The 26758-nt window shown below is 60.1% G+C and carries 16 protein-coding genes; 5 read left to right on the top strand and 11 right to left on the bottom strand.

Annotated features, from left to right (window positions below; translation table 11 throughout):
• Positions 1-3: 3 nt before the first annotated feature.
• Entirely contained in the window at positions 4-3012 is a 3009-nt protein-coding gene (locus tag I1969_RS07085) for a glycoside hydrolase family 2 TIM barrel-domain containing protein (protein WP_195234167.1), read from the bottom strand.
• Between the two features lie 376 nt (positions 3013-3388).
• Between I1969_RS07085 and I1969_RS07080 the strand changes: the two genes are divergently transcribed.
• A complete protein-coding gene (locus tag I1969_RS07080; RefSeq protein WP_195234166.1) occupies positions 3389-4405 on the top strand; it encodes a LacI family DNA-binding transcriptional regulator in 1017 nt (338 codons plus the stop codon).
• A 307-nt stretch (positions 4406-4712) separates the two neighbouring features.
• Here I1969_RS07080 and aspS read toward each other — a convergent pair whose 3' ends face one another.
• Positions 4713-6500 (bottom strand): aspartate--tRNA ligase, encoded by a 1788-nt coding sequence (gene aspS / locus I1969_RS07075; protein ID WP_161115468.1) that lies wholly within the window; start codon positions 6498-6500, stop codon positions 4713-4715.
• A 256-nt stretch (positions 6501-6756) separates the two neighbouring features.
• Between aspS and serB the strand changes: the two genes are divergently transcribed.
• The 4 genes from serB to I1969_RS07055 all read left to right on the top strand — a co-directional run bounded on the left by serB (position 6757) and on the right by I1969_RS07055 (position 9738).
• Positions 6757-7392, top strand: coding sequence for a phosphoserine phosphatase SerB (serB, locus tag I1969_RS07070; protein ID WP_195234165.1), 636 nt, complete (start codon positions 6757-6759; stop codon positions 7390-7392).
• Positions 7393-7506: 114 nt separating this feature from the next.
• Complete coding sequence (gene larB / locus I1969_RS07065) at positions 7507-8289, top strand: nickel pincer cofactor biosynthesis protein LarB (RefSeq protein WP_195234164.1); 783 nt, start codon at positions 7507-7509, stop codon at positions 8287-8289.
• Positions 8290-8299: 10 nt separating this feature from the next.
• A complete protein-coding gene (gene larC, locus I1969_RS07060; RefSeq protein ID WP_195234159.1) occupies positions 8300-9196 on the top strand; it encodes a nickel pincer cofactor biosynthesis protein LarC in 897 nt (298 codons plus the stop codon).
• Positions 9197-9198: 2 nt separating this feature from the next.
• Entirely contained in the window at positions 9199-9738 is a 540-nt protein-coding gene (locus tag I1969_RS07055; RefSeq protein ID WP_195234157.1) for a TetR/AcrR family transcriptional regulator, read from the top strand.
• Positions 9739-10041: 303 nt separating this feature from the next.
• Here the strand turns inward: I1969_RS07055 and larD are convergent, their stop codons facing one another.
• From larD to I1969_RS07010, 9 genes are all read right to left on the bottom strand, one after another.
• Positions 10042-10773 (bottom strand): D/L-lactic acid transporter LarD, encoded by a 732-nt coding sequence (gene larD / locus I1969_RS07050; RefSeq protein ID WP_195234155.1) that lies wholly within the window; start codon positions 10771-10773, stop codon positions 10042-10044.
• A gap of 49 nt (positions 10774-10822) precedes the next feature.
• Complete coding sequence (gene larA / locus I1969_RS07045) at positions 10823-12100, bottom strand: nickel-dependent lactate racemase (RefSeq protein WP_195234153.1); 1278 nt, start codon at positions 12098-12100, stop codon at positions 10823-10825.
• 879 nt (positions 12101-12979) lie between these two features.
• Positions 12980-15805 carry a phosphoenolpyruvate carboxylase gene (locus I1969_RS07040; protein ID WP_117745661.1) on the bottom strand — a complete coding sequence of 942 codons (2826 nt, stop codon included), beginning with the start codon at positions 15803-15805 and terminating at the stop codon, positions 12980-12982.
• Between the two features lie 245 nt (positions 15806-16050).
• Entirely contained in the window at positions 16051-17364 is a 1314-nt protein-coding gene (gene hisS, locus I1969_RS07035; protein ID WP_117640032.1) for a histidine--tRNA ligase, read from the bottom strand.
• A 162-nt stretch (positions 17365-17526) separates the two neighbouring features.
• A complete protein-coding gene (locus I1969_RS07030) occupies positions 17527-18831 on the bottom strand; it encodes an MFS transporter (RefSeq protein WP_195234151.1) in 1305 nt (434 codons plus the stop codon).
• 121 nt (positions 18832-18952) lie between these two features.
• Positions 18953-20245 carry a M20 family metallopeptidase gene (locus tag I1969_RS07025; RefSeq protein WP_195234149.1) on the bottom strand — a complete coding sequence of 431 codons (1293 nt, stop codon included), beginning with the start codon at positions 20243-20245 and terminating at the stop codon, positions 18953-18955.
• 115 nt (positions 20246-20360) lie between these two features.
• Positions 20361-21344: a DMT family transporter gene (locus I1969_RS07020; protein ID WP_195234147.1), complete on the bottom strand. Its 984-nt coding sequence runs from the start codon at positions 21342-21344 to the stop codon at positions 20361-20363.
• Between the two features lie 201 nt (positions 21345-21545).
• Positions 21546-23735: a YhgE/Pip domain-containing protein gene (locus I1969_RS07015; RefSeq protein WP_195234146.1), complete on the bottom strand. Its 2190-nt coding sequence runs from the start codon at positions 23733-23735 to the stop codon at positions 21546-21548.
• Positions 23736-26501, bottom strand: a complete 2766-nt coding sequence (locus I1969_RS07010; protein WP_271748035.1) for a YhgE/Pip domain-containing protein — start codon at positions 26499-26501, stop codon at positions 23736-23738.
• Between the last annotated feature and the right edge of the window lie 257 nt (positions 26502-26758).

Here is a 26758-nt window from a genome sequence, read left to right as displayed (position 1 = left end):
GACTTATGCCTCCTTAATGGGTGCCAGCGCCTGAGCCAGATCGGCAGACGTCAGCGGTCGCAGGGACACCTCGAAACTGAAGCTCTCAAAACGGGTGCGATAGGAATCGAGCACCTCGGAACCCCAAGAGTTCGAGCCAAGGCCGAGCAGCTGGTCGTTGATGTTGACCGTGACCGTGTCGCCCTTGACAAGGTCGTAGACGTGCTTGGCATTATCAATAGCCTCGCAGCTATAGGGCCATGCCGAGAACGAGAACGGGTTGGAAGCGGCGTCGGACGGACGCGTCACCAGCACGCCGTCACCGTGGCTAGAGCGCAGGGCAACCCAGCGGGTACCCTCGCGGTTGGCACAGTCCTGAGGCATAACGTAGGGCGTGAACATGTCGTCGACCGTAGTGCGGTAATGACCGACCGGGTTGGCGCGCAGCGAGTCCGGATAGTTCTCGCCCGGGCCGTGGCCATACCACTCGACGGCACGATCGCAACCGGGGACCTCGAAGGAGATGCCGATGCGCGGGATGATATCCGAGTAATCGCCGTAGGGCTCGCCGGAAACCTTGAGGTCGACGCGACCGCTCGGAAGCACGGTGTAGACAAGCTCGACGCGCATGCCGAACGCGCGAACGGGAGGAGCGATGCGCTGGCTCACGGTAACGACGACCGCATTGCCATCCTGCTTCCAAGAAACCTTGCGGGTAGACGTCTGCATCACATCGATGAAGTTGTCCTTCCACAGGGAGTCATACTCCTGAGCGTGGTTGTCGACGAGCGGATGCCAAAAACCAACCTGGGGACCAGAGGCCATGACGTCGCGGCCGGATGCCTTCCACTCGCTCACGGTACCGTTGACTTTGCTGAAGGCCAGCTCGCCATTGAGGGAGTGAATGCGGATCTCCTGCTCGGTCTCCTCGACCGTAAGCTCAGGACGAGCGGGGGCGGAGATGGCCGGCGCCGGATGGTTGGCGATGGCAAACTGGCTTGCGCCCAGTTGGAACATCGGCTCGCACCAGACGTGAGCGGCCATGGTGTAGGCGCGCACGGTCAGCAGGGTCTCGCCTACCGCGGCCTCGTGAATCACCAGTGGCAGCTGGACGGACTCGCCGGGGGCAACCGTACCGGGCATGAGCGTCTTGCGGCAGACCACGTCGCCGTCCACCAGGGTCTCGGCCGACAGGCAAACATCCTCGAGGGTGGTAAACCAACGCTTGTTGGTGACAGTCAGCTCGCCCGCCTCGGCGTCATAAGCCATGCGAACCGGGCAGATGACCTGACCATACTCAGTGAGGCCCGGGCTCGGCTGCTGCCAAGGGAACACCATGCCATCGATGCAGAAGTTGCTGTTGTTGGGGTAATCGCCGTTGTCGCCACCGTACATATCGTAGGCAACGCCGTCCTCGGTCACAGCAGCCAAACCGTGGTCGCACCATTCCCAGATAAACTGGCCTTGGATGCAATCCCAGCGATCGAAGACCTCCTGGTACTCGGACAGGCCTCCGGGGCCATTGCCCATGGAGTGACCGTACTCGCAGTTAATGCGCGGCTTGGGGAACGGATGCTCGCCAAAGTCGTTCATCTGCGACACACGGGAATACATCGTGGAAATGACGTCGACGGTATCGGCGTTGCGGTCCTCCTCGTAATGGACCGGACGACCGTCGAGCTCGTGAGCCTTGGCGTACATCGCGCGGATGTTGCAGCCATAGCCGCTCTCGTTGCCCATCGACCACATAATGATGCAGGCGTGGTTACGCTCCTGCATCACCAGGCGCTCAATGCGGTCGACGTAGGCCGGCTCCCATGCCGGGTCGTCGGTGACCAGGGCGATATTGCCGATATTCTCGAAACCGTGGCTCTCCATGTCGGTCTCGGCGACCAGCATGATGCCATACTCATCGCACAGCTCGTAGAAGCGCGGGTCATTGGCATAGTGAGAGGTGCGCACCGCGTTGATGTTGTGCTGCTTCATGAGCTCCAGGTCGTGGCGCATGCGATCGAGGCCCACGGCGCGGCCCTTGTGATCGTCGTGATCGTGGCGGTTGACGCCATGCATCTTAAAGTAGGTGCCGTTGAGGTAGATATGATTGCCCTCAACCGTCACCTCGGCAAGACCCTGGCGATGCGGAACGTACTCGCTGACCTCGTCACCGTCGTAGACCTCAAACGTAAGGTCGTAGAGGAAGGGGTCCTCGGGATTCCAGAAGTGGGCATCGGTCACGCCGCACTCGGCATGGCCGTCGACGCACTCGCCCGCAGCCACCACGTTCTCGCCATCGCTGAGCGTAAACACAACGCGGGAAGAGCCCTCGGCAACCGTATCGAGCGTAATCAGAGCGGTATCGCCCTCGCGGTGCGTGCGGAACCTAAAGTCGACCAGGTGCGCGGCGGGACGCTGCATAAGGTACACATCGCGGAAGATGCCCGAGGCCCACCACATATCCTGGTCCTCGATATAGCTGCCATCGCTGTACTGCAGGACCTTGACCGCAAACAGGTTGTCGCCCTCGACAAGCGCGTCGGTCACGTCGAACTCGGCAGACAGGCGCGAACCCTTGGTCATGCCGATATACTGACCGTTGACGTACAGCTCGCCATAGCTCTCGATGCCGTCGAAGCGAATGATCTCGCGAGCGCCAGCAGGAACGGCGGGAAGGTTGACGATGCGCTGGTAGACGCCCGTGGGGTCGTCGGAGGGAACGAACGGCTGATCAACCGGGAACGGGAAACCCTCGTCGGTGTAGGCAAGGTTGCCATAGCCGTCCACCTGCCACAGGTGCGGAACCTCCACGTGATCCCACTCGGGCTTGTACGTGGAGAGTTCCTCGTTGGAGACGGCAGCGGGGCCCTCAAAGAGGCGGAACTGCCACGAGCCGGACAGCTGGACAAACCCGCGCGACAGCTCGCGGCTGTACGTTGCAGCGAGATCGGCGGTCTCGTAACCCATAAAGTACGCATGGGGTGCCAGGCGGTTCCTGTGGGTGAGCGCTTGGTTTTCCCAATCGTTAATGGCGTCCATGGTGATGCTCCTTCATCATCGTAGTGATTCTTGTGCAACCGGTTGTCCTTATCTTACGGGCGATGCAAAAAACTGTGCAACCGGTTGTCCGCTGAACGGTCGATTTGGCCGGGTTAACTGTGCAACCGGTTGTACAATCGCAACACTTATGTCACCCTGAGTATCGAAACTCAGCACAAGACATCGTTCTTAAGCTCGTAGGCAACCTCCACGCCCGCTGATATCTCACCCACACGAGACGTATTCGATTTCGGCTTGGTTGCAAAACGACACCGGTCACCGGATATCATGAACGCTGTTCAGGCGCACTATAGTAAGCTGTATCCGCACTAGCCCGTATCAGTGACAACATCGACCGCATTTTCCAGGAGACGCCATGACACAACCAGTTCGCACCGCACCTACGCTTGCCGAGGTTGCCGCAGCTGCCGGCGTGTCGCGCTCCACGGCATCGCGCGCCCTCAACGATTCGCCCCGCATTAGCGAGGAAACCAAAAAGCGCGTCCGCGCGGCGGCCAAGGAAGTCAATTTTGTCCCCAACGCTCGTGGCCGAGCGCTCGCTGTCGGGCGCACGGAAATCATCGCCGTGCTCGTGACCGAGCCTCTGAGTGAACTCTTCAGCGACCCCACCTATAGCGAGTTTTTGAGCGGCATTACCGAGGAACTGTCGGAGTCGTCCTATCTGCCCGTTATCTTGCAGGCGTCTTCTACGCATGAGCGCAACCGCGCACGCGAGCACTTTGAGCGCCGCTCGTTCGACGCCGTGATCGACGTCTCTCCCTACAAAGGCAGCGAGCTGCTCGAGGTGCTGCGCGAGCTGGGCGTACCCACCGTGTTGTGCGGCCAGCTCGAGGGCCACCCCTATCGCGATGTGTTCTCGACGGTCTACTCTGACGACGAAGAGGGCGGACATTTTGCGGCACTCGCCATGAAGGATCGCGGGCGCAAAGATATCGTCGCCGTGTTGGGACCGCAAGACAACCCCGCTGTTGTCGACCGCCTGCGCGGCTACCGCGCCGTCTTGGGCGAAGACCTCCCAGACGCAAACGTTATCTATACCGGCTGGAACAGCGGAGACGGCTATCAGGCCATGCACCAGATCCTCGCGCGCGAGATTGCTTTCGATGGCGTGCTCTGCGGATCGGACCGTATCGCGGCTGGCGTCATCACCGCACTCAACGAGGCAGGCCTATCCGTTCCTGCGGACGTTTCTGTCGTCGGCTTCGACGATCACGAGATTGCGGCGCGCTGCGTCCCCGCGCTCACGACCGTCCGCCAGCCCCTGCGCGAAGAAGGACACATGGCCGCCAACATTGCGCTCGACATGATCAAGGGTGCCGAGCCCACCACCACCGTCATGCACATGCAGCTCGTTCAGAGAGACTCGCTATAAGAAACTGGGGCAGGCTTTCCGCCAAACAGTTGTTGCGGAAAGCCTGTCCCGTTTGAGCGCTCATTCTGGGGCACAGTTTCCGTTAGACAGCTCAACCGGAAACTGTGCCCCATTATTTTGCCGAATACTGGGTCGCGCTTTCCCAGAGGACCCCCTTTGGGAAAGCGCGACCCCTTCTGGACGCAGATTCCGGGTTGTAGTTTCCCGGCGCACGACGGCAAGCCTCCAAACCATGACGTCACGACATAAAAAAAACGAGGGAAGGCACGCGTCCTTCCCTCGTTGCGGGCAATATGTAGCCACTCGCCTACATCAGGCGCAGGCTGACGTCCTTGAGCTGGGCGCCACTAACGGCACTCGGGGCGCCCGACATGAGGTCGGAGCCGCTGGCCGTCTTGGGGAACGCCATGACGTCGCGGATGGAGTCGGAACCGGTGAGCAGCATGCACACGCGGTCCAGGCCCAGAGCGAAACCGCCCATCGGGGGCGCACCAAACTTGAGGGCCTCCATGAGGAAGCCGAACTGCGACTCGGCGCGCTCCTCGGTAAAGCCCAGGAGCTTGAGCATGGACATCTGCATCTCGGCGTTGTGGATACGCATACCGCCACCGCCGGCCTCAAAGCCGTCCATGACAAAGTCGTAGGTGCAAGAACCGGCCGCCAGCGGGTCGGCCTCGATCTTGGCGATGTCGGTCTCGGTCGGCAGCGTGAAGGGCTGATGCTCGGCAGCGTAGGCCTTGCGGTCCTCATCCCAGTGGAACAGCGGGAAGTTGACGACCCACAGGAAGTCGTGGCCCTCACGCTTGATCTCGAGTGCGTTGGCCATGTGGGAACGCATGCCGCCCAGGATCTCGTCAGAGAGCAGGCGCGGACCGGCGGCGAACATCACAAGGTCGCCGGGCTCGACGTCCATGCGCTCGCGCAGGGCAGCCATCTCCTCGTCCGAGAAGAACTTGACGATGGGGCTGTTGATGGAGCCGTCCTCGCGGAAGGCAATCCAGGCCAAGCCCTTGGCGCCAAACGTGGAGGCCACGCCGGCAAGCTTATCGATCTTGGCACGTGCCCAGGCACCAGCGCCCTTGGCGTTGATGGCCTTGACGACAGAACCCTCCTCGTTTGCGGCGGTCGCAAAGACCTTGAACTTGGAGTTGGCAAAGATGTCGGTCAGGTCGACCAGGTGCATGCCATAGCGGGTATCGGGCTTGTCGGAGCCATAGGTGTCCATGGCCTCCCAGTAGTTCATGCGACGCAGCGGCGTGGGCATCTCGACACCCATGCGGCCGAAGGCATCGGACAGAACTTCTTCGAGCGCGCTCATGACATCGTTCTGGTCCACGAAGGACATCTCGATATCGACCTGGGTGAACTCGGGCTGACGGTCGGCACGCAGGTCCTCGTCGCGGAAGCACTTGGCAACCTGGTAGTAGCGCTCGACGCCACCGACCATGAGCAGCTGCTTCAGGAGCTGCGGGGACTGCGGCAGGGCGTAGAAGTTACCCGGCTGAATACGGCTGGGAACGATGAAGTCGCGAGCGCCCTCGGGCGTGGACTTAAACAGGGAGGGCGTCTCGACCTCCATGAACTCACGGTTGTGCAGCGCCTCGCGAATGGCAAAGGTGAAGTCGGAGCGCAGCTTGAGGTTGGCCATCATCTCGGGACGACGGAGGTCCAGATAGCGATAGCGCAGACGGGTGTCCTCGCTCGTCTCGATGCCGTCCTCGATCTGGAACGGCGGAGTGACGGACGTGTTAAGCACCTCGGCGTGGTCGGTCAGGACCTCGATCTCGCCGGTCGCGAGCTTGGTGTTGGTGGTCTCCTCGCCACGAGCGCGCACGACGCCGTGGATCTTGATGGGCCACTCGGGACGCATGGTCTCGGCAATCTTAAAGGCGTCGCCGTCGGAGTGCTCGGGGTCGAAGGTGAGCTGCGTGATGCCCTCGCGGTCGCGAAGGTCGCAGAAGATAAGGCCGCCGTGGTCGCGGCGACGGCTCACCCAACCGGTGAGGGTGACCTCTTCGCCCACGTTCTCGAAGCGAAGCTCGCCGCAGGTACGGGTGTGCATGGAATGCTCATCGATGGGACGGGTCTGGCTCATACCAGTGATCCTCCTTTATGGATCTGTGCCGCCCCGTGTCGTTCCGGGCGGCGTCGTACAGATTTGCCCAGCCTGCGTAAACCGCGCAGCCAGACATGGCGTTCTATCTTATCGCACCCGCGTCGATGTGCCGCGAAAAAGTAGCTCTTGCCCAAAGACTTGACGGAGACGAAACAATTGACGCGGCCTGGCCGTCGCCAAGGCGCGCCGCGTGCGACAATGTGCCCCAATACAACCGCACTCGGAAAGGCCCGTCATGACCGCACGCCTCCTCGTTATGGATATCGATTCCACGCTCATCAACCAAGAAGTCATCGACCTGTTGGGCGAGGAGGCCGGCGTGGGCGAGCAAGTTGCACAGATCACCGAACGCGCCATGCGCGGCGAGCTCGACTTTAAGCAGGCGCTCGAGGAGCGCGTGGGGCTGCTCGCCGACCTGGACGAGAGCGTATTCGAGCGCACCTTTGAGCGCGTGACATTTACCCCCGGCGCGCTGGAGCTTGTGCGCTCGGCACACAGCAAGGGCTGGAAGGTTGGCGTGGTAAGCGGCGGCTTTCACGAGGTCGCCGACAAGATCGTGGCCGCCGCGGGCATCGACTTTTGCCTCGCTAACCGCCTGGAGGTCGTGGACGGCAAGCTCACCGGCAAGCTGGCGGCAAACATTGTGACCAAGGAATCCAAGCTCATCCAGCTGCTGGATTGGGCAGTTGAGTGCGGTGTCGACATGGCCCACACCGTCGCGATCGGCGACGGCGCCAACGACATCCCCATGATTCAGGCCGCGGGTACGGGCATCGCGTTTTGCGCCAAGCCCAAGACGCGCGAAGCCGCCCCGTTTGCCATCGACGAGCGCAACCTGATGCTCGCCATGGACATCATCCTGCGCGACTAGCAAGTTCGCCCAACAATTGAATCAGTCTGTCCTATAGTTTCCGAACAATTTTGTCTTAGTGTTCGGAAAAATACCTTTTGAGTGCTAGACTTTGCGCCGTCGAAGGGAACATATATGGATAAGCGAGATCTTGAGCAGCTGCTGAGCGATGTTGCCGGCGGATCAGTCGCCCCTGCCGACGCGCTTACGCGCATCCAGACGGCGCCAACCGCCGATCTGGGCTTTGCGCAGCTCGATCTTTCGCGCGGAGTGCGCCAGGGAGCCGGCGAGGTCGTCTACGGCGCCGGTAAAACCGCCGAGCAGATTGCCGCCATTATCGAAGCGCTACACGATGCCGGCCAGGAGCGCATCCTGGTCACGCGCCTGGACGCCGAAAAGGCAGACCGCACCTCGGAGCTCCTCGACAACGGCATCGACCTGGGATATGTCCCGGACGCACAGCTCGCCCTCGTGGGAGGCAAGCCCTCCCCTACCGGCAACGGACGCATCGTCGTCGCCTGCGCCGGCACGAGCGACCTGCCCGTCGCCGAGGAAGCCGCATTGACGGCCGAGTTCTATGGCAACGAGGTCGACCGCCTCTACGACGTGGGTGTCGCCGGCCTGCACCGTCTGCTCGCGCATGCCGAGGAGCTTGCCCAGGCACAGGTGGTCATCGCCATTGCCGGCATGGAGGGCGCACTGGCGAGCGTTGTCGGCGGCCTGGTGAGCTGTCCGGTCATCGCCGTTCCCACCAGCGTGGGTTACGGCGCGAGCTTTGGTGGTGTAGCCGCGCTACTCGCCATGCTCAACTCCTGCGCCAGCGGCGTTTCGGTCGTCAATATCGACAACGGCTTTGGTGCCGCCTACCAGGCAAGTCTTATCAACCATCTGAGCGCCGGCACACCCCGCGCCCGTTAAGGAGCATTCCATGTCCAACCATCAGCATACGCTTATCATCGACGGCACCTCGGGCATCAGCGGCGATATGACCGTCGCGGCCCTGCTCGACCTGGGCGCCAGCGAGGAACACCTGCGCGAACAGCTCGCCACGCTGCCGGTCGACGGCTTTTCGATCGCCGTCACGCGTGCAAACAAGCATGGCATCGACGCCTGCGATTTCGACGTCCAGCTTGCAGAGGAGCTCGAGAACCACGATCACGATATGGCCTGGCTCTACGGCAACGAAGCAGCTGCCGAGCACACGCACGAGCATGAGCACCACCATCATGACCATGATGAGCACGAACACGAGCACTGCCACGAGCATGACCATGAGGGTCACCATCACGCCCACCACCATCACCACCGTTCTTTGGCGGATGTCACCGCCATCATCGATGGCTCACGGCTAAGCGATGGTGCCAAGCGTCGTGCCCTCGCCATTTTTTCCGTACTCGCTGATGCCGAGGCAAAGGCTCACGGCAAAACGCCCGACACCGTCCTGTTTCACGAGGTGGGCGCCGTCGACTCCATCGTCGACGTCTGCTCTGTCGCCATCTGCCTCGACGACCTTGGTATTGAGGACATCGTGGTCGAGTCGCTCTCCGAGGGTCACGGCACCATCCACTGTGCCCACGGCCTCATGCCCATTCCCGTCCCCGCTGTCGTCAACCTGTGCCAGGCGGGCAATATCGCCCTCACGCCTGCACCGGTCGCCGGCGAGCTCGTGACGCCGACGGGCGCCGCCATCGTCACCGCGCTGCGCACGTCCGACCAACTGCCCTCACGCTACCGCATCGAAGCCGTCGGCTACGGCGCCGGCAAACGCCCCTACGAAGGTTGCTCCGGTACGCTCCGCTGCCTGCTCGTTCACGCGGACGCATAGCCATGGATGCCCGCAAGGCAAAAAGCCGCGCTGCCATCGTTACGGCGTTCTCCGAGCTCCTGTGCGAGAAAGACTACGGCAAGATCACCGTCGGCGACATCATCGCTCGTGCCCACGTAGGTCGGGCCACGTTCTACGGGCTCTTCAAGAGCAAAGATGACCTGCTCGCTGAGCTCGTGCGCGATATCTGCACCCATGCCCTCGACGATGACGGTACGCCCCTCGATGACCCACTCGTACAGGTCGAGCATATCCTCAACAACCTCTGGAATCGTCGGCAGGGTGTACGGGCACTGGTAGCCGGCGCCGGCTCACGCGTCTTCGCCGACTGCTTACGCAAGACCATCATGTCACGAGCAGCCGAAACCGTGCCCGTCGACCCCTCAGGCCCCGCCGGCACCATGGACCGAAGCTTCCTACTACACCACATAGCCTCAAGCTTTGTAGGAATGGTCCAATGGTGGGCCTGGCACAATTTCCAAGCAGATAAAGCCGACGTAGCCAAAGACTACCTCTCAGCCATAAAGCCCCTCTTCACCTAAGTAAGAAGCTCATCCCAAATCATCGACCCAACCCAGGGCTCCGCGCACCCCAAAGTGTCACTCGCGCCTCAACGCCCCCACCAGCAACAAGCCCCTCCCATCCAAATTCTGATATATATGTTGGGTTGCTTGCTCGAGCGCAGCAAAGACCCCGCAGCCGTCCGCATGGGGTAACTTCCCAGCGCACTCCGCAGGACGAAAGAACCCCCGCCGCACGAAGTGCGCAGCGGGGGTTCTTTCATGTCCGAGGACGCGCTGGGAAGTTACCCCATGCGGACGGCGGACAACCTATGTAGCCTCAGACTAGAACATGCCCAAGAAACCATGCACAAACAGCGCAGCCAGAGCAGCGCCGACAAACGGAGCGATGCCAGGAACGAGCAGGCCGTACTTCCAGTTGTTGTCAGCCTTGTTCTTGATCGGCAGCACCTGATAGGCCATGCGAGGACCAAGGTCACGAGCCTGGTTCATGGCGAAGCCGGTGATGCCGCCCATGCCCATGCCAACGGCCCAAACGATCAGGCCGACGCAGATGGCGAGCATCAGAACGTTCTCGCCGGCGCGGTTAGCGGCAGCGAGGATGGCGCTGATGAACACAAAGGTGCAGATAGCCTCGCAGAAGAAGTTACGGGCGTAGTTCGTACCCTCGGTGGTGGGGTTGGTCGAGAAGATGTTGCGCTGGGCAATGGGGTCGACGACGCCATCGGAAGCCTTGAACTCATCGGCATACATCAACCACGCGATCACGGCGCCCGCAAAGCCGCCGAGCATATCGGCAATCATGAAGGGAATGCAGCTGCTCCACGGCACCAGGCCTACGATGCACTGGGCAAGCACCATGGCGGGGTTCATGCACACGGCGCCGCCAAAGATAAACAGAGCGACCGAGATGCCAAAAGACCAGGTGGTGATGGCAAACATGTGGCCGGAGCCCTGATACTTGGTGCCCTTAAGCACGGTATCGCAGTGTACGCCCACGCCAAAGATGATCATGAGGGCCGTTGCGCCGAATTCGCAGAGGAGTTTGGTAAGCATAAAACCTTATCTTTCTTGTCGGTTATAAACGATTCGTTTAGGCCGCGCGCTAGTGCTGAGCGACGACAACGCCCAGGCCATCGGGAATGACGGCCACCTTGGCATCGGCACCTTTCATCTCAAAGGCGAGCTTGAGCGCCTCCTCGAGGGTGTTGACCGGCGTCATGTGCATATCCTTAATCATCTGGTGATCGCACAGGTCGGTAACCATGATCACAGGGTGATGTGCCAGGATGCGGGCGAAAATCTGGCTCGTCCACTGATCGGGCAGGGTCTCGTCCTTGGGACGATCGATGCAGGCACGCTCAAACTCTGCCGGATCGTTGTCGGCGATGTTGTGATAGAAGCCCTCGCCACCGTGACCGTCGGCACAACCGGCAACGTCGATAATCACACCGCCCTCGGGAAGCGTGGCCTCGGCAGAGCACATGCCCTTCACGGCCTGGTAGATGTTCTGGTCGAGCGGGTAGCCGCCGTTGGTGGTGATGGCAATCTCGCACTCGACGGGCTCAACGCCGGCAAGGCTCTTTACGAACTCGCAGCCAGCCTCGTGTGCCTTGTGGATGTCGCCGGCGAAGGAGCCAATGACCTCGTGCTTGCCGTTGAGCACCACGTTCAGCACAAAGGCAAGGTGAGCCATCTCGGCAGCGGCAAACATGTCCTCGCTCACGTGGTTATGGCACAGGTTGCCGGCACGCGAATGGGAATCGTTCACAAACTGGCCGTTGTGGTTGTACATGATGGTCTTGTAGCTGGCGATGCCAGGCAGGACGGACTTGCGGCTGCCGGAGAAACCAGCAAAGAAGTGCGGCTCAATAAAGCCCTCGGCAAGCAGCAGATCGCAATCGACGGCAATCTTATTGATGATGCACTCGCCACCAGAAGGCAGGGTGCCGATCTTTTTCATCATGCTGTCGTCAGTCGCGACGTGCATAACGATTTCCTCGTTGGCAACAATTTCCTCGCCGTACTTGTTGACGAGCTCCTCGTGCGTCGACGGACGATGCATACCCGTAGCAACCAAAATACGCACGCGAGCCTCGGGCGCAGCGGAATGGATGTGATGCAGCAGAATAGGCATCGTCACACGCGAGGGAACGGGGCGCGTATGGTCGGAGCTAATAATGACAATATCCTTCTTGCCAGCGCAAAGCTCCTCGAGCGAAGGCGAGCCATAAGGGTTGGCAAGCGACTCCTCTACCAGCTCTTCCTGCGATTTTGTGGTCTTAAACTCGTTTTGGTGACCTTCCATCACACCCGCGAAGTTCTTATCCTCGAGCTCCAAATGCAACGTCTTGTGGTCAAACGGCAGTTCACATTCAAACAATGTCGAGCGCCCTCTTCCTTTCAACTGACACACTAGATTAACCGTTGGAAGGATACGCCGCTCACCGAAAAACTCCACCGTCCACCGACTCATTAACACAACGTTCATATTTGACCCACAACAAAACGGCCGTGATCCCAAACGGGACCGCGGCCGCCTGTCAAAGACACTATAGACAGGATGATTTACGCAGCGCCGAGGCAAACATCTAGTCCGAGACGTACGCACGTAAGCCATTTTGCATAAATTCGTTAATTAATTGCATAAGATGGCGCATGGATTTCTGGCCATAACTGGGTAGTACCCTCCGGAGCGTGCATTTTTGCGAGTATTCAGCATCGCGGGATAAGATTTTGGTGCCAAAAATCTTTCAAAAGGTAGATAGTCCTCATGACTCGACCCATCTGGATAGCATGCGGCGAGAAACCAGCCATATATGATCGTCGCCAAAGCCCAATCGTCGTGCAAAAGCATCAACAAAGGCAGCGAAAGCCGGCTATGGCCTTATGCATCAATCTTTGGCTGCTGAAAACTCCGTTTTTTGCACGTCGCCCCAAGCACCACCCTCACCCAGCGGCTGATCCGCCGAAGACCGGACATCGCAGGGCCCGCCATTAGTTTACTTTTAGGCACACTCCGCAGGACGCAAGAAGCCCTCGCCGCACTCCACGCTATGCGCGAAGCGCGCCTTATTCCCTTCAGCTTTAATCCCAGAAGACCGAGGACGAAGGGGCCCGATGGGTTTCCCTCTGAATGCATTCCGCAGCACGAAGCCCCCCTATCCACAGCTCCGAAGGAGCAGGATAAGGGGGCTTCAAGTGCGAGGACGCATTCAGAGAAAAACCCATCGGGTCCCGGTGAGAGCCACAGGGCTATCGATTACCCCGTGTTCTGCAATCCTGCCGAGACGCCGGTCACAGTCGAAAGAATCAGGCTCATGTACTCGGCCTTCTTCTCCTCGGCCATCTCGTCCTGGTTCATACGCACCTCGCGAAGGGCGCGGACCTGGGCGATGGACAGGGCGTCGACGTAGGGGTTGCGCACGCGAACGGCACAGCCAAGCACACGGCGGCGCTGCAGCGGCCACTCGTCACCGACGATGGCAAGGACCCACTTACGAGTGAGCTGCATCTCGGTGAAGACCTTCTCGGATAGATCCTGGCGGTCGCCCAGATGCAGATACATCTTGGCGATGCGCTGATCGGTCTTAGCAATCGACATCTCGATGTTGTCGATAAAGGTGCGGAAGAACGGCCACTCCTGGTAGGCAGCCTTGAGCTGGTCAAGATCGCCAAGCTGCTCGCAGGCGGTGCCCAGACCGTACCAAGCGGCCAGGTTAATGCGCGCCTGGCTCCAGCTGAAGATCCACGGGATGGTACGCAGGTCATCGAGCGACTTGGCGCCCAGACCGCGCTTGGCGGGACGCGAGCCGATCGGCAGCAGACCGACCTCGGTCAGCGGCGTCACGGTCGAGAACCACGGTGTAAAGTCCTCGGTGTTCAGCAGGTCCAGATAGCGTTCGTGGCTTGCAGTGTTGAGCTTCTCGGCCATATCCCAGAACTTCTGCGTGGTCTCGGTGTTGGTCTTCTCGACACTCGGGGCCGACTGCAAAAGCGTTGCGGCGGCAACGGACTCAACATGGCGCTGAGCCAGCGTGCGGTTGCCGTAACGGGCAAAGATGACTTCGCCCTGCTCGGTAAGCTTAAAGAAGCAGTTGACCGAACCCTTGGGCTGCGCCAGCACGGCCTTGTTGGCCGGGCCGCCGCCACGGCCCACGGCACCGCCGCGACCGTGCATGAGCACCAGGTCGATATCGTTCTTCTCTGCCCACTTGGCGATGCGCTCCTGCGCGGAGTGCAGCGCGAGCATGGCCGTGGTAGGACCGGCATCCTTGGAAGAGTCGGAATAGCCCAGCATGACCTCCATGCGGCGGTTGGTCTGGGCAAGGCGCTTTTGCACCACGGGCAGCGTAAGCATCTGATCGAGCACGTCGACGCAGCCCTCGAGGTCCTCGAGCTGCTCGAACAACGGGATCACGTCGAGCTCGGGGACATCCTCCTCGTGTGCAAAGGACAGGTGCGCCAGCTCAAAGACGTCGGCCACATGCTGAGCGCTCTTGGTAAACGAGATGATGTAGCGGTGCGCCATCTTCTTGCCGTAGCGCTTTTGGATGGAGCCGATAGCGCGGAAGGTATCGATGACCTCGCGCGTCATGGGCTGCAGGTCGCCATGGATACCGTTCTCGTGGATATCCTTAAGGGCGCGGGCATGCACCACGGAGTGCTGACGGAACTCCATCTCGACCATATGGAAGCCGAAGGACTCGACCTGCCAGATGATGGTTTGGACCGGGCCGTAGGCAGCACGGACGGCACCGCAGGCGGCCAGCGAACGCTGGACGACGCGCAGGTCATCCAGGAACTCGTCGGCGCTGTGGTACATGGTGTCGGTGATACGACGGACGGTGGCGTTCAGGCGGTCGGCCATGACGAGCATGACGGCGCGATGCGGCTCGTGCTCGGAGATCAGCTCGGCGCGGGCCGTGTAACGAGGGCTCATCTCGACCTGATGGTTCCACAGGTTAATGAGCTCGGCCGACGGCTTGCTGTAGGTAGCCTCGAGCGTGAGGTTGCGGCCGATGTGGCGGCACTTGTCCTCGAGCTTGAGCACCATGTGCGTAAAGTACTTGGCGGCGACCTCACGGCTCACCTTGGCGGTGACGTTGGGGTTACCGTCGCGGTCGGAACCGATCCAGCTGCCGGGATGGAAGAACGCCGGGCACAGCGGCGGCACAGTACCGGCCTTGTCGCCCAGCACCCAATCGTCAAAACGACGATAGATAACGGGGATAACGTCGAACAGCGTGTTATCGAAGATGTCGATGATGGTATCGGCTTCCTCGACCGGCGTGGGCTTCTTGAGCGCGATGGGACTCGTACGCACCAGGGCGTCGATCTCCTGCAGCATATGGCGCTCGTTCTCCACCAGGTCGGAGCCGCCCAGACGCGGACGCTCCTCCAGCAGGTTGGAGATACGGCGGATCTTGCCCTCGACGGCCTTACGACGGGCCTCGGTGGGATGTGCGGTAAAGACAGGGTGGAACTCGAGCTTGTCGAGCAGCTCGTTGGCACCCTCGACACCCAGCTCATTCACCAGCTGGTGATAGGCAACGGTAAGCTCGTTGGCAGGATCGACCTCGGTATCGGTCGACGCACCGGCCTCGCGCTCGCGCAGCTGCGCCACACGGTAGTTCTCCTCCGACAGGTTTGCCAGATGGAAAAAGCTCGTAAAGGCGCGAACGATGACCTGCTGCTTATCGAGCGGCAGGCTGTCGATCAAATCGACGACCTCACGAAATGCCACGGCAGTGGGCTCGTCGGCGGTGGGCACGCCCTGCTCGTCGACGGCTTCGTCGGCAGCGCAGGTACCGGGGTTGCCGGCATTGACCACAATCTCGGCTGTCAAAATCTTGTCGAACAGGTCCGCGATCTCGGGATCATACTCGCTAAGCACACGGCGCTCCAGGCGCAAGAACAGCGCCAGATTGTCGCGCAGCTCCTCGGGGATCTCGATCTCGGCGAGACGCTCCCTGGACTCGGCATTCGAGCCGATTCGGTTAACGAGGCGGTTGACCACGGCAGCGACGCGCGCCGCGGCTTCGGGTACAGACTGGTTGCTTAGGTTCTCAGCCACGTTTCCTCCCATTCCTCCTTCTATGCACGTAACATGCGGTATTCATTATAGGCGCTTGAGAAATACTTTCGACACTGATTGCGCTTTACCACACAAAAGTATTTTCTGCATTGCAAAGGTTTTTGCCCTAAATGGTCGTATTTCTCGGTGGGCGGCATACGTAAACGGGGGCATTCCGCATAAAAGCGAAACACCCCCGTAACAATCGCTCTCCATGAGCAGGGCACGTTAGCAGGCCCGAAGCTCAAAAAGATGCGCTACAGGCGCTCGCGAACCGCCTCGACGACGTTGTCCAGATCGGCGAGCACCTCGTCATGGCTCTGCATGTCGCGCACTTTGACCTTGCCGGCGGCAAGCTCGTCGCCACCCAGGACCAAGATGAGCTTGGCGCCTACCTTATCGGCTTGCTTAAACTGGGCCTTGAGCGAACGACCCTGATAGTCGGCCTCGGTCACGATACCTGCGGCGCGAAGCTCCTGCGTAATGGCAAAGACGTTCTGACGCAGCTCCTTGCCGGCGTTGGCGACATAGACGCACGGGGCCTCATCGGCACCCAAATCGCTGCCAAAGGCCTGCAGGGCCAGCAGGGCGCGCTCAAAACCGACAGCAAAGCCGACGCCCGCCGTGGGCTTGCCACCCTCGAGCTCGACCAGGCCATCGTAGCGGCCGCCGCCGCCGATGGAGCCGACGCCGGCGCCAGGGGCCTCGACCTCAAAGACAGTACGGGTGTAGTAGTCCAGGCCGCGCACCAAGGTGGGATCCTCGACATACTCGATACCGGCGGCATCCAGATAGCGCTTGACCTGCTCGTAGTGCTCGCGGCACTCATCGCACAGGTTGTCACCCATCAGCGGAGCCTCGGCCATGATCTCGCGGCAGTGGTCGTTCTTGCAGTCGAAGGCACGCAGCGGGTTGAGCTCGGCGCGCTCGCGGCACTCATCGCACATCTCGTCGGCGTGATCGAGGATGAACTGCTTAACCTGCTCGCGATAAGCCGGACGGCACTGGGCGTCACCCATCGAGTTGATGAGCAGACGAAGCTTGGAAAGATCGAAGCCCAGGCGCTTGTAGAACTCCATGAGCATGATGATGCACTCGGCGTCTGCCGCCGGATCGGGAGCGCCGAGCCACTCGATGCCCACCTGGTGGAACTGGCGCAGGCGGCCCTTCTGGGGACGCTCGCCGCGGAACATGGCCTCGGCGTAGTAAGCCTTAAACGGCGTGGAGCCCTGGGGCACCAGATTGTTCTCGACGACGGCGCGCACCACGCCGGCCGTGCCCTCGGGGCGAAGTGCCAGGCGCTGCTTGGGCTTGAGTTTGGTGTCGGTGCCCTCGGTAAAGACGCGCTCCAGGTTGGCACCGCTGAACACGCGGAACATTTCCTTGCGCACGACGTCGGTCGACTGGCCGATACCGTGGACAAACACGTCAACCTGCTCGATCGCGGGCGTCTCGATGGGTTTAAAACCAAACGGCTCGAACACGCCGGCCGCAATCTGCTGCATCTTTTGCCAGGCGCGCATCTCGGCGCCGATAAGGTCGCGGGTTCCCTCCGCCTTCTGTGCCTGCATGGGCAAACACCTTTCTTTTGTATCGCGTCATAGGTAGTGGACATTATACGGCACAAAGCAGCAACGCGGCGGCGCGCCTGACCGAACGAGGGTATGGGGACTCGTTCGGCCAGACGCGCCGCCGCGGACGAAGCGGACAAGCGGCGATGCGCTTTGGCCTACCTACTCCCCCGCCACGCTCGCGCGCAGCTTGGCGGCGATGGGCTCGGATGCCAGCAGGAACACGAGCATGACCACGGAGCACGCCAGGCACACGATCCAGGTGCTCGCAAAGGAGCCCGTGGCATCGAACAGCACGCCCGAGACAATGGCGCCCACGGTGCCGCCGACCATCTCGAGCGAGGTAATGGTGCCCGTGACCTTACCGAGGTCGGCCATGCCAAACTGCTCGGACGCGGCGATGGTAGGCGTGATGGTGCCCATGCACGTTCCGATACCAAAGCTCACGGCAGCCACGATGGAACCAAGATCGGTCGCGGGGAAGCACAGGGCGACGCAGGCGATAATGCACGCAATGGAGCCAAGGATATTGCCAAAGCGCAGACCAAAGCGGTCATAGATCGCACCGAGCGAAATCTTGGCGATAACGACGGTGACCATGTAGGCCGAAAGCACGGTACCTGCCCACATGGGATCGTGGCCGCCCGTGACGATCTTGGCGCCGTTGACGGTAACACTCGTCATGTTGGTGACCTGGTTGGGCAAGATGGCGCCGTTAACGAGACCCATAAAGAGGAAGGCGACGACGAGCAGCCAAAACGCCGGGCTCTTCTTGATACGAGACCAGCCGACGCTAACCTCGGGCGCCGTGTGCTCGTCCTTATCGCCAGCCGTCGAGACGGACGGATCGCCCGGGTTCTCGCCGAGCGGCTTAAGGCCGATCTCGGAAGGCTTGGTGCGGAAGGAGTAAGCCGTGATGGGCAGTGCCGCCACCATGCAGACGGCAGCGAGTACCAGGAACGCAGAGCGCCAGCCCACACTCACGATAAGAGAGCTCACGATCGGCGAGAGAATGGCTCCGCCAAAGCCCGAGCCCGAAAGTGCGATGGAAATGGCAAGGCCGCGTTTAGCGGTAAACCAGTTGGCGGTCACAAGGCTAATGAGCAGACGGGTCGAGGCCACAGCGAAGCAGCCCGAAACGGCAAAGAGCACGTAGACCTGCCACAGCTCACCGACAAAGCTCATGCCGGCAAGCACCGCCGAGGTAGCGATAACGGTAAGCGAGCCCAATACGCGGCCACTCACCTTATCGGCAACATGGCCGATAACGAGCGAACCCACGACACTCACCACGGTGGAGATGGCATTGGAGACGTTGTACTGCGCAAGGGAAATACCCAGGTCGCTGACGATCAGCGGCTGGAACAGGCTCATGCAGTTGACGAAAATCGTGTAGCACGTGGCCATGATCACAAAGCCGGAGGTCACCACGAGCCAGCCGGGGAAGAATTTGCGTTGCTGGGACATACCGCTCCTTTTAAAAAACGAATAGCCTGCGCCGGGCGCCGGTAGTGCCCAAGATTGCCTTGAAAGACAAGGGCATAGGCCTTATGGCCATGCCCGCAGGCTTGAAAGGCAAGGTTGGGTGCTACCGGTGGTCGGCGATATAGCCCAAAGCGACGGCGGCATAGGCCGCGGCGCCGAGAGGAAGCTCGGCATCGTTAAAACGTGCCTTGGGATGGTGCTGGGCAAAGCGTTCGTCCGTATCGGTTACGGCCGCGCCCACGGTAAAGTACGCACTCGGAATCTTGCTCGAGATAAGCGCGAAGTCCTCACTCGCCATGGCATGGAAAAGCGGCAAGAAAGCCGCCTTGGGCAGCACTGCGCCCACGTAGCCAAGCGACGCCTGAGTCATATCGCTGTCGAGCACGAGCGGCGGAACGTCCGAAAGCGTCTCGATGGTTGCCGGCGTACGATATGTTGCGGCAACGCCGTTGACGACCTCCGCGATGCGGGTCTTAAGGTGAGCCATGAGCTCGACATCGAAGCCGCGCAACGTTCCCTCGAGCACGCAGGTGTCGGGGATGACGTTGGCCGCCAAGCCGCCAGCGAACTTACCAACGGTAAGTGCGACTTCCTTGGCCGCCGGCACCTCGCGGGAGATAAGCTCCTGGAGCGCCAGGTGCACGTGGACGCCGGCCGTGATGGGGTCGATGCAGATCTCGGGGCTGGAACCGTGGCCGCCCTTGCCCTGGAGCGTGATGCGGAAACCGTACACACCCGAGAGCGCCGGGCTGCCGTAGAGCACCAGGCCAAGCGGCGACTGGCTGTTGACATGCATGGCAAAGGCCGCCTGAGGGCGCGGGTTCTCGAGCAAGCCGTCGGCGATGGCAGCGCGTGCTCCCTCAAAGGTCTCCTCGCCCGGCTGGAACAGCAACTTGACGGTAGCGTTGGCCTCCACAAGCTCGGCCTCGCGGGCCTTGAGCAGGCGCGCCGCACCAAGCAGGGCCGTCGCGTGCATATCGTGACCGCAAGCATGCATGCAGCCATTGGTGGATGCAAAGGGCTCGCCGGATTCCTCGACAACGGGAAGGGCATCCATATCGCCTCGGAGCATGACGACCGTTCCGGCCTGCTCGTCCTTGCACGTGCCATTGCCCTGAGCGGCCGCACCGGCACCGATCAGGCCAACGACGCAGGAACCGTCGACTAGCGTGGTATGGGGGATGTCCATCTCGTCCAGACGTGCCTGGATATAGGCAGACGTCTGCGGAAGATTGTTACCCAGCTCGGGCATCTGGTGTAGATCGTGTCGCCATGCAGCGAGCTCGTCTGCAAAAGCCTGAGCTTCTGCGACAAGACCGTCACCGATAGCGGCCTGCGCCGCCGCGGTGGCCTGGGGCGCTGGTTGCGGTTGAAAATCGGACAGAGCTGATGCCATAGAAGCCCTCCAGTAACGTTTTTGCAGCACGCACTTTGATAGCGTAAAGTGCAAGGTACAACTGTAAGGGCATGACATAAAAATGCCGCCCTGGGAGGGCGGCGCAACAAGTTGTTTACAATTGCGGGTGTGATTTTCGGCGCAAGAAATCGAAATGCGTCTCGCTCAAGATAATCGAAAGAAAGATGAGCGCAAAGCCGGCGAGCAGGCGCGAGGTGAGCGCCTCCCCCATCAGCAGCACCGAGAACAGCACGCCCGAAGGCGACTCCATCGAAAGGAGCAGTGAGCCCGTCGAGGCCGAGACATGCGCCAAGCCGACGTTTTGGATGAGCAGAGCCGCGCATGTGCAACCAACCGAGAGAAACGCCATCGCGCTGATAAAGCTCGGCGTCCACACGGACAGAGGCGCTTGGGTCTCGAATAGCAGCGACGTTGCCAGGCTCAGCACGCCGTTGCCCACAAACATCCAAAACGTGATGACGTTGATGCCCATTTTGCGACCGTACTTGGCAGTCACCGCCATCTGGATGGCGAAAAAGACCGCACCCGCCAGCGTAATGACATCACCGATGTTGAATTCAACGCTATCGAGCGCCACCAAGCCAATGCCCGCCAAGCACAGCAGCGCCGCGCCCAGGTTATAGCGGGTGAGTTTTTCGCCGCTCAGAAAATAGCTCGCGAACGGCACAACGATGCAATACGTGCCCGTCAAAAAAGCATTCTTGCCCGCCGTAGTATGTGCCAGACCGACCGTCTGCAACGCATAGGCCGCCCACATGAGCACGCCCATACTCAGGCCAACGATCAGGTTGCGAGCGTTGAGGTGCGCGATGATGCGTTTGTGGAAGACGGCAAACATGACCAACGCCGCGGGCAGAAAGCGTACATAGAGCAGCTCGAACACCGGAATGGTGTCGAGCGCGTCCTTCATAGTGGTAAAGGAGTAGCCCCAGATGACCGCCACCGAAAGGAGCAGAACCTTCCAGAACAGCGGAGAGCGTGCGCCGGCGCCGCGGAAGGTGCCGCCCGCGCCCAGGTCTTCACGGGCTACAGGGCTATCGGGCAAGTTTTCGATTTCGTTGGCAGCATATTGGGCCATGGAACATCCTCGCACTCAATCTGGGCGTGGTGTCCGCACGCGTATGGCTGCGTGCCGCCTCATGGTCAAATAAAAACAGGGCGCACCGGACCCCCGGCACGCCCCGCTACTGTAGCAACAACCAAGCAGCCCGTGCAATTCACTACGCTAAAGCATCGGGTTGGAAGATCTCGATGTTCCGACGGCGTTTACGTTGCTGAACTAAATCAATTTGGTTGACTCCAGTTTTTCGATGATCCAGTCGTTGGCTTTGATGACCGGGCGGCGGAAGACGACGCCCAGTGCCAGCGACGGAATCAGATAGCTCGCCAGAATGCCTAGCTCAATCCAGTACTCCATGTGGTACGCACCGGCCATGGCGGCATGCATGGCGTTGATGCCGTGGGTGAACGGCAGGAACGGATAGATCGCCTGGAACACGGGGCCGGTCATCTCGATGGGGAACGTGCCGCCCGAACCGCCGACCTGCATGACCAGCAGCACGACGGCCAAAGCCTTGCCGATATCGCCAAACGACACCGTAAGCGTGTAGACGATATTGGAGAACACGAGACTCGCGACCCAGCCCGCCAGCACAAACTGCAGTGGGTTGTCGCACTGGATGCCAAAGAACAGGATGTCGCCCGCGCATACGAGTGTCGCCTGCAGCAGTGCCAGACCGCCAAAGAACAGGTAACGGCCCAGGTAGATCTCGTGCAGGCGCACGGGGATCAGCTCGTTGATGAGTTCGTCGTCAACCGACACCTTCATCATGGCCGCCAGCACGATCGAGCCCACCCACAGCGACAGAATCGTGTAGAACGGCGCCATGGCCGAACCGTAGTTGCGGATCGGATAGACCGGCTTGCGGTCGAGCGCGACGGGGCCGGAAAGCGACACGGCCAGACCCTCGGGGTCATTGCCGATCATCGTCTTGATCGCAGCGAGGTCATCCGACATCAAGGCGCCGTCGAGCTCATCCTTAAACGCACTGATCTTGTCCGACGCCTCACCCAGCTGATCGGAAGCCTTGTTGACCAGCTTTGCAGCCTTGGAGAGGCCCTTTGCCAGCGAACCGGATGCGTCGGTCAGGCCATCTACGGCGCTATCCAGATCGCCCGAGATGCTGTTCAGCGAGTCCAGAATGCCCGAAACCGTCTTCTTGAGCTCCTTGGCCTTAACCGAGAACGTGGAATCATAGTCGGACTTGGCACCCGAGATACCCGCCTTGGCATCGGCGATGGCCTGGTCGACCTCGGCACGAGTGCTGTTGACCTCTGCCATGCTGTCAGAGAGAGACTTCGCGGTGGCCGTCAAGTCCTTGGCGTTGTTGCGATACTCCACAGCAATCCTGCTCAGCGATGTTGCCACAGACTTGAGGCTGTCCTGGAGTTTTTCGTCAGTCACCTGATCGGCAAGGCTGCGGAGCTGATCGGCCATCGCATCGATATCCTTGGCGCGCGCATTGAGGGCCGCAGCGGCATCGTTGAGTTGGGACACCGTAAGGTCGACATGCTGGTTTGCGGTGTCGAACGCCTTCGCGAGCTCGGCAGACACATTGTCGAACGAACCCGCACTTCCATCGATTGCGGCATCGGTGGCATCGTTTGCCGCCTTAAGCGCTTCTTTGGAATCATCGATGCCGCTTTTGGCATGTTCCATGAGCTGCTTTGTCGACTCATCGACGGCACCGGTCTGCTTGAGCATGCCGCTCGCCGACGTCAGCGAATCGGACGTGGAGCTCAAAATGCCCGCCAGCGACGAAGCATTTGCCTGAACGTCTCGCAGGTCCTCAATCGAATCGCCAAGCGTCGAGGACAGGTTGGCGATAAAGTTGCTGACCTGGTCGGTGCTCATGTAATCGAGCAGGCTGGACACCGTCTTAAGACCGATGGTCGTGATGGTCTTGGTAAAGGTCTCGTTAACCTGGCCCTGAACGGCGCTCGAGCCCTTCTCGGTCACGATCTGGGCAATGGCGTTGGCCTTCTGGTTCTCGTAAAACTCGATATCGGCGTGCTTCACGTCGGTCGAGAAAAGCGTCATCATGTCAGCGCTAAACGTTTTGGGGATAACGACGGCAGCATAGTACGCGCCCGACTTAACGCCCTCGATAGCCTTTTCGCGATTGTTGAGCACGACCCAGTCGAAGTTCTCGTTGCCGCGCAGGGTGGCGGTTACGTTTTCGCCCACGTTAACCTCGACGGGGATCAAATCGCTCTCGTAACCCTCATCGGTGTTGACTACGGCGATCTTAAGATTGCCGGTGTTGCCGTACGGATCCCAGCTGCCGGCGATGTTAAACCACGCGTACAGACACGGCACGATAATGAGGCCCATCACGACAATCAAGCCGATCACGGAGCGAGACACGTTTTGGACATCGCGCTTAAACAGATGCAGGATGTTCTTCATTTATGCCTCACCTCCTTTGGAGTGCCTGCCAAGCGCGGTGGTATCTCCATCATTTGTGGCTGTGCTGTCGCTGCCCTGAGATTTATGGTGCGAGCCTATATGCGGCAAGCGGCCCGTGGACTGATCGCCGCCCTTGGCACCACGCTCGCTGGCGTTGAGGCCAAACATGTGGCGGGCGGCAGGAATGGCGGCCGTGTGTTCGCGCATCTCGCGACGCAGGTCCTCATCCGAAAGCGCCGAGATGCGCATCTGGGTATTGAGGCTCGCGCGGATATATTCGATATTGATAAGCCAGCCGCAGATGGCAATAACCGAGATGATCCAAATGACAAGCAGGATGATCTTGCCGTTATTGTCGATATCGAGAACCGTCGACAGGACAAAGAGCAGGACCTGAACGCCCACCACGGCGGCAAAACCGCCCTTGATGTAGTACGGGTAGCGATGTTCAAAGGCGACCGCATGATCGAGCAGTTCGCGACGGTACGAATCGGAATCGAGCATGACACGCATAGCCGTGCGCAGCGAGTAGCGCTGGCGCGGCAGGTCGTTGGACTCGCAAATCATCATACCGGTCGTGGAAAGCTGTTTATCAAAGAGCAGGTTAAGGTTGAGCAGCAGCGGACGCAGCTGCAGGCCGATAAAGAGCGCCACGATCAAGAACACGCCCAGAATGCACAGGTTAAACAGGTAGTTGAACGAATACATACCGCCGACCGTCTCGCGCAGCAGATTGATGCCGTAGGTAAAGGGCAGCAGCGGGTGCAGCCACTGGAAGAAGCCTGGCATCATCTCGATGGGGTACATGCCCGACGAACCCGGGATCTGCACGATAACCAGAATGACGCCGATAGCCTTGCCGATATGCTTAAACGTGGTGGACAGCGCATAGATGATATTGACGTAGGTGAACGAGATGGCGATGCCGCCCAGCACGAACAGCAGCGGGCTGACGCACTGCACGCCGATCACCAGATCGCCTACCGTAACGATGATGGCCTGCAACGCGCCCAGGATCACCAGGAGCAACCAGCGGCCAAAGTAGCCCTGACGCGCGGTAAAGCTGCCGATGCCTTCGCGGTCGACCTCGAGCTTGTAGATAGCGATAAGCACGTAGCCGCCCACCCACAGCGCCAGATTGGTATAGAACGGGGCAATGCCCGAACCAAAGCTCTTGACCGGGTAAATTGACTTTGAGGTCAGCTCGACCGGAGATGCCATGAAGTCTGCAACATCATCGACGTCGACGCCCATCAGGCCGGCCAGCTCGCCCATGGACTCGGAGGTCTGTAGCGCCGCGATGTCGTTGGCGGCGGTTGCGAGCTTGTCCTGGACCTTGGCAAGCGAGGCATCGGTCTGGGACAGCGTGGTCTTGGCCTGACCGAGCGTGGCGTTGAGTTGCGAAAGTGTACCGCGCGCACTTGCAATAGTAGGCGTGAGGCCAGACACGATTCCCGTCAGATCACCCGAGACGGCGGCAAACGAATCAAGTGCGCTCGAGACCTTCGGCAGCGCGTTTTGACCCAAGTCCGTCTGAGCCTGGCCAAGGTTGGTCGCACCGGTCTGAATTGCATTATTGATAGCGTCGCTGGCACCCGAGACAGCCGCAGCGTCATTCGCCATGGCGCTCGACTGCGCAGACAGACCGTCCTTGATGCTCTGAAGCTTTTCATTCTGCTCGCGGAGCAAATCGATGATCGATACAATGCGCGCGTCAATTTCCTTGGAACCTGTCGACGTGTCATTGACGAGAATTTCCAAGTGCCCGATAACGGCCTTATTGTGGTCGATCGTCGCTTGGAGAGACTCAAGCGAGTTGTCGATACGGGTAGTCGTAGATGCGACCGTGCCCGTCAGCTTGCCAATCGCAGCGTTTGCGGAGACTGACGTCTTGGTGAGCGCAAGGCTGCCTTCCGAGAGCGCCTTGGAGAGCGAGGCGACAGAGTTGCCCGCCGTGGCGCGAGCCTCGCCCAGCAGGTCATTGCCCTGGGAGATCGCCTGCGTCAGCGACGGCGCCTGACCCTGCAGACCGGCAAGTGCCGCATCTGCCGAGGCAATGGAACCACTCGTCTTATCGATGGCGGCATTCATGTCGCCAATCGAATCACGCACTTCGCCCAACGTATCGGAAGCCTCTGATACCGAACCGGCCAACGAATCCTGAGTCTGGGTTGCCTTGTCCTTTAAATCGACTCCGGCATCCTTGGCAATACTGGCAACGGTCTCGCCCACCGTGGAGACAAATTCCGAGTTGATCTGCTCCTCGATGGTGCTTGCGCCGGTGTCGGTAACCTTGGGCGCAATAGCGCTCTTCTTCTCATTGACGTAGTACGTAAGCTTGGGCTGATGGTAGTTGCCATCGAGCATCGAAACCAGGTTATCCGAGAAGTTCTTGGGGATTACGATGGCCGCATAGTACTCACCGCTCTCGACGCCCTCCTTGGCATCGGCCGCCGAGTCAACGAAGGTCCAGCCCAGCTGATCGTTCTCTTTGAGCTGGTCGACAACCTTGTCGCCCGCATTGAGCTCGCCCACCAGGTCGTTTTGAGTTCCTTGGTCATTGTTGGCGATGGCAATCTTGATGCCCTGGGTGTTTCCGTACGGATCCCAGTTTGCCACGATGTTGTACCAGGCATATAGCGAGGGAATGACACACACGCCCAGGGTAACCACCAAGGCAACGGGGTTCATAAGCAATCGCTTAATGTCGCGCTTAAAGATCGCAAAGGAGACCTTTGCGTTGGATAGTTTGCTGCCGAGACTCACGCTTGGACCATCCATCCTGTCGTTGAATCGAATCGTACTATCGACAACCATTGTACGTAGGCGCTTTAGTGCCTCGCGGCACAATGGTGCTGAGTTTTGCGGATAGCAATATACTACGAAGATAAGTTAACGTACAGTTGTACAGTATCTTTAATTTCAGCAGGTCACAAAACCACAACCCGCACAAATAAATGATCCCTTGGGGACGGAGGGATCATTCAAAAGGAAACGAGAGTGGAAAATCTCTCACTTCAAGC

Origin of the sequence: Collinsella aerofaciens, from assembly GCF_015548375.1 — a bacterium.
Taxonomy (GTDB): Bacteria; Actinomycetota; Coriobacteriia; order Coriobacteriales; family Coriobacteriaceae; genus Collinsella; species Collinsella aerofaciens_AB.
This window is presented reverse-complemented; position numbering and strand designations above follow the sequence as displayed.

What these genes read in the sequence shown, in the direction of transcription:
- I1969_RS07085 (WP_195234167.1), bottom strand. Translation starts at nt 3,012, where the DNA reads ATGGACGCCATTAACGATTGGGAAAACCAAGCGCTCACCCACAGGAAC.
- I1969_RS07080 (WP_195234166.1), top strand. Translation starts at nt 3,389, where the DNA reads ATGACACAACCAGTTCGCACCGCACCTACGCTTGCCGAGGTTGCCGCA.
- aspS (WP_161115468.1), bottom strand. Translation starts at nt 6,500, where the DNA reads ATGAGCCAGACCCGTCCCATCGATGAGCATTCCATGCACACCCGTACC.
- serB (WP_195234165.1), top strand. Translation starts at nt 6,757, where the DNA reads ATGACCGCACGCCTCCTCGTTATGGATATCGATTCCACGCTCATCAAC.
- larB (WP_195234164.1), top strand. Translation starts at nt 7,507, where the DNA reads ATGGATAAGCGAGATCTTGAGCAGCTGCTGAGCGATGTTGCCGGCGGA.
- larC (WP_195234159.1), top strand. Translation starts at nt 8,300, where the DNA reads ATGTCCAACCATCAGCATACGCTTATCATCGACGGCACCTCGGGCATC.
- I1969_RS07055 (WP_195234157.1), top strand. Translation starts at nt 9,199, where the DNA reads ATGGATGCCCGCAAGGCAAAAAGCCGCGCTGCCATCGTTACGGCGTTC.
- larD (WP_195234155.1), bottom strand. Translation starts at nt 10,773, where the DNA reads ATGCTTACCAAACTCCTCTGCGAATTCGGCGCAACGGCCCTCATGATC.
- I1969_RS07040 (WP_117745661.1), bottom strand. Translation starts at nt 15,805, where the DNA reads ATGGGAGGAAACGTGGCTGAGAACCTAAGCAACCAGTCTGTACCCGAA.
- hisS (WP_117640032.1), bottom strand. Translation starts at nt 17,364, where the DNA reads ATGCAGGCACAGAAGGCGGAGGGAACCCGCGACCTTATCGGCGCCGAG.
- I1969_RS07030 (WP_195234151.1), bottom strand. Translation starts at nt 18,831, where the DNA reads ATGTCCCAGCAACGCAAATTCTTCCCCGGCTGGCTCGTGGTGACCTCC.
- I1969_RS07025 (WP_195234149.1), bottom strand. Translation starts at nt 20,245, where the DNA reads ATGGCATCAGCTCTGTCCGATTTTCAACCGCAACCAGCGCCCCAGGCC.
- I1969_RS07020 (WP_195234147.1), bottom strand. Translation starts at nt 21,344, where the DNA reads ATGGCCCAATATGCTGCCAACGAAATCGAAAACTTGCCCGATAGCCCT.
- I1969_RS07015 (WP_195234146.1), bottom strand. Translation starts at nt 23,735, where the DNA reads ATGAAGAACATCCTGCATCTGTTTAAGCGCGATGTCCAAAACGTGTCT.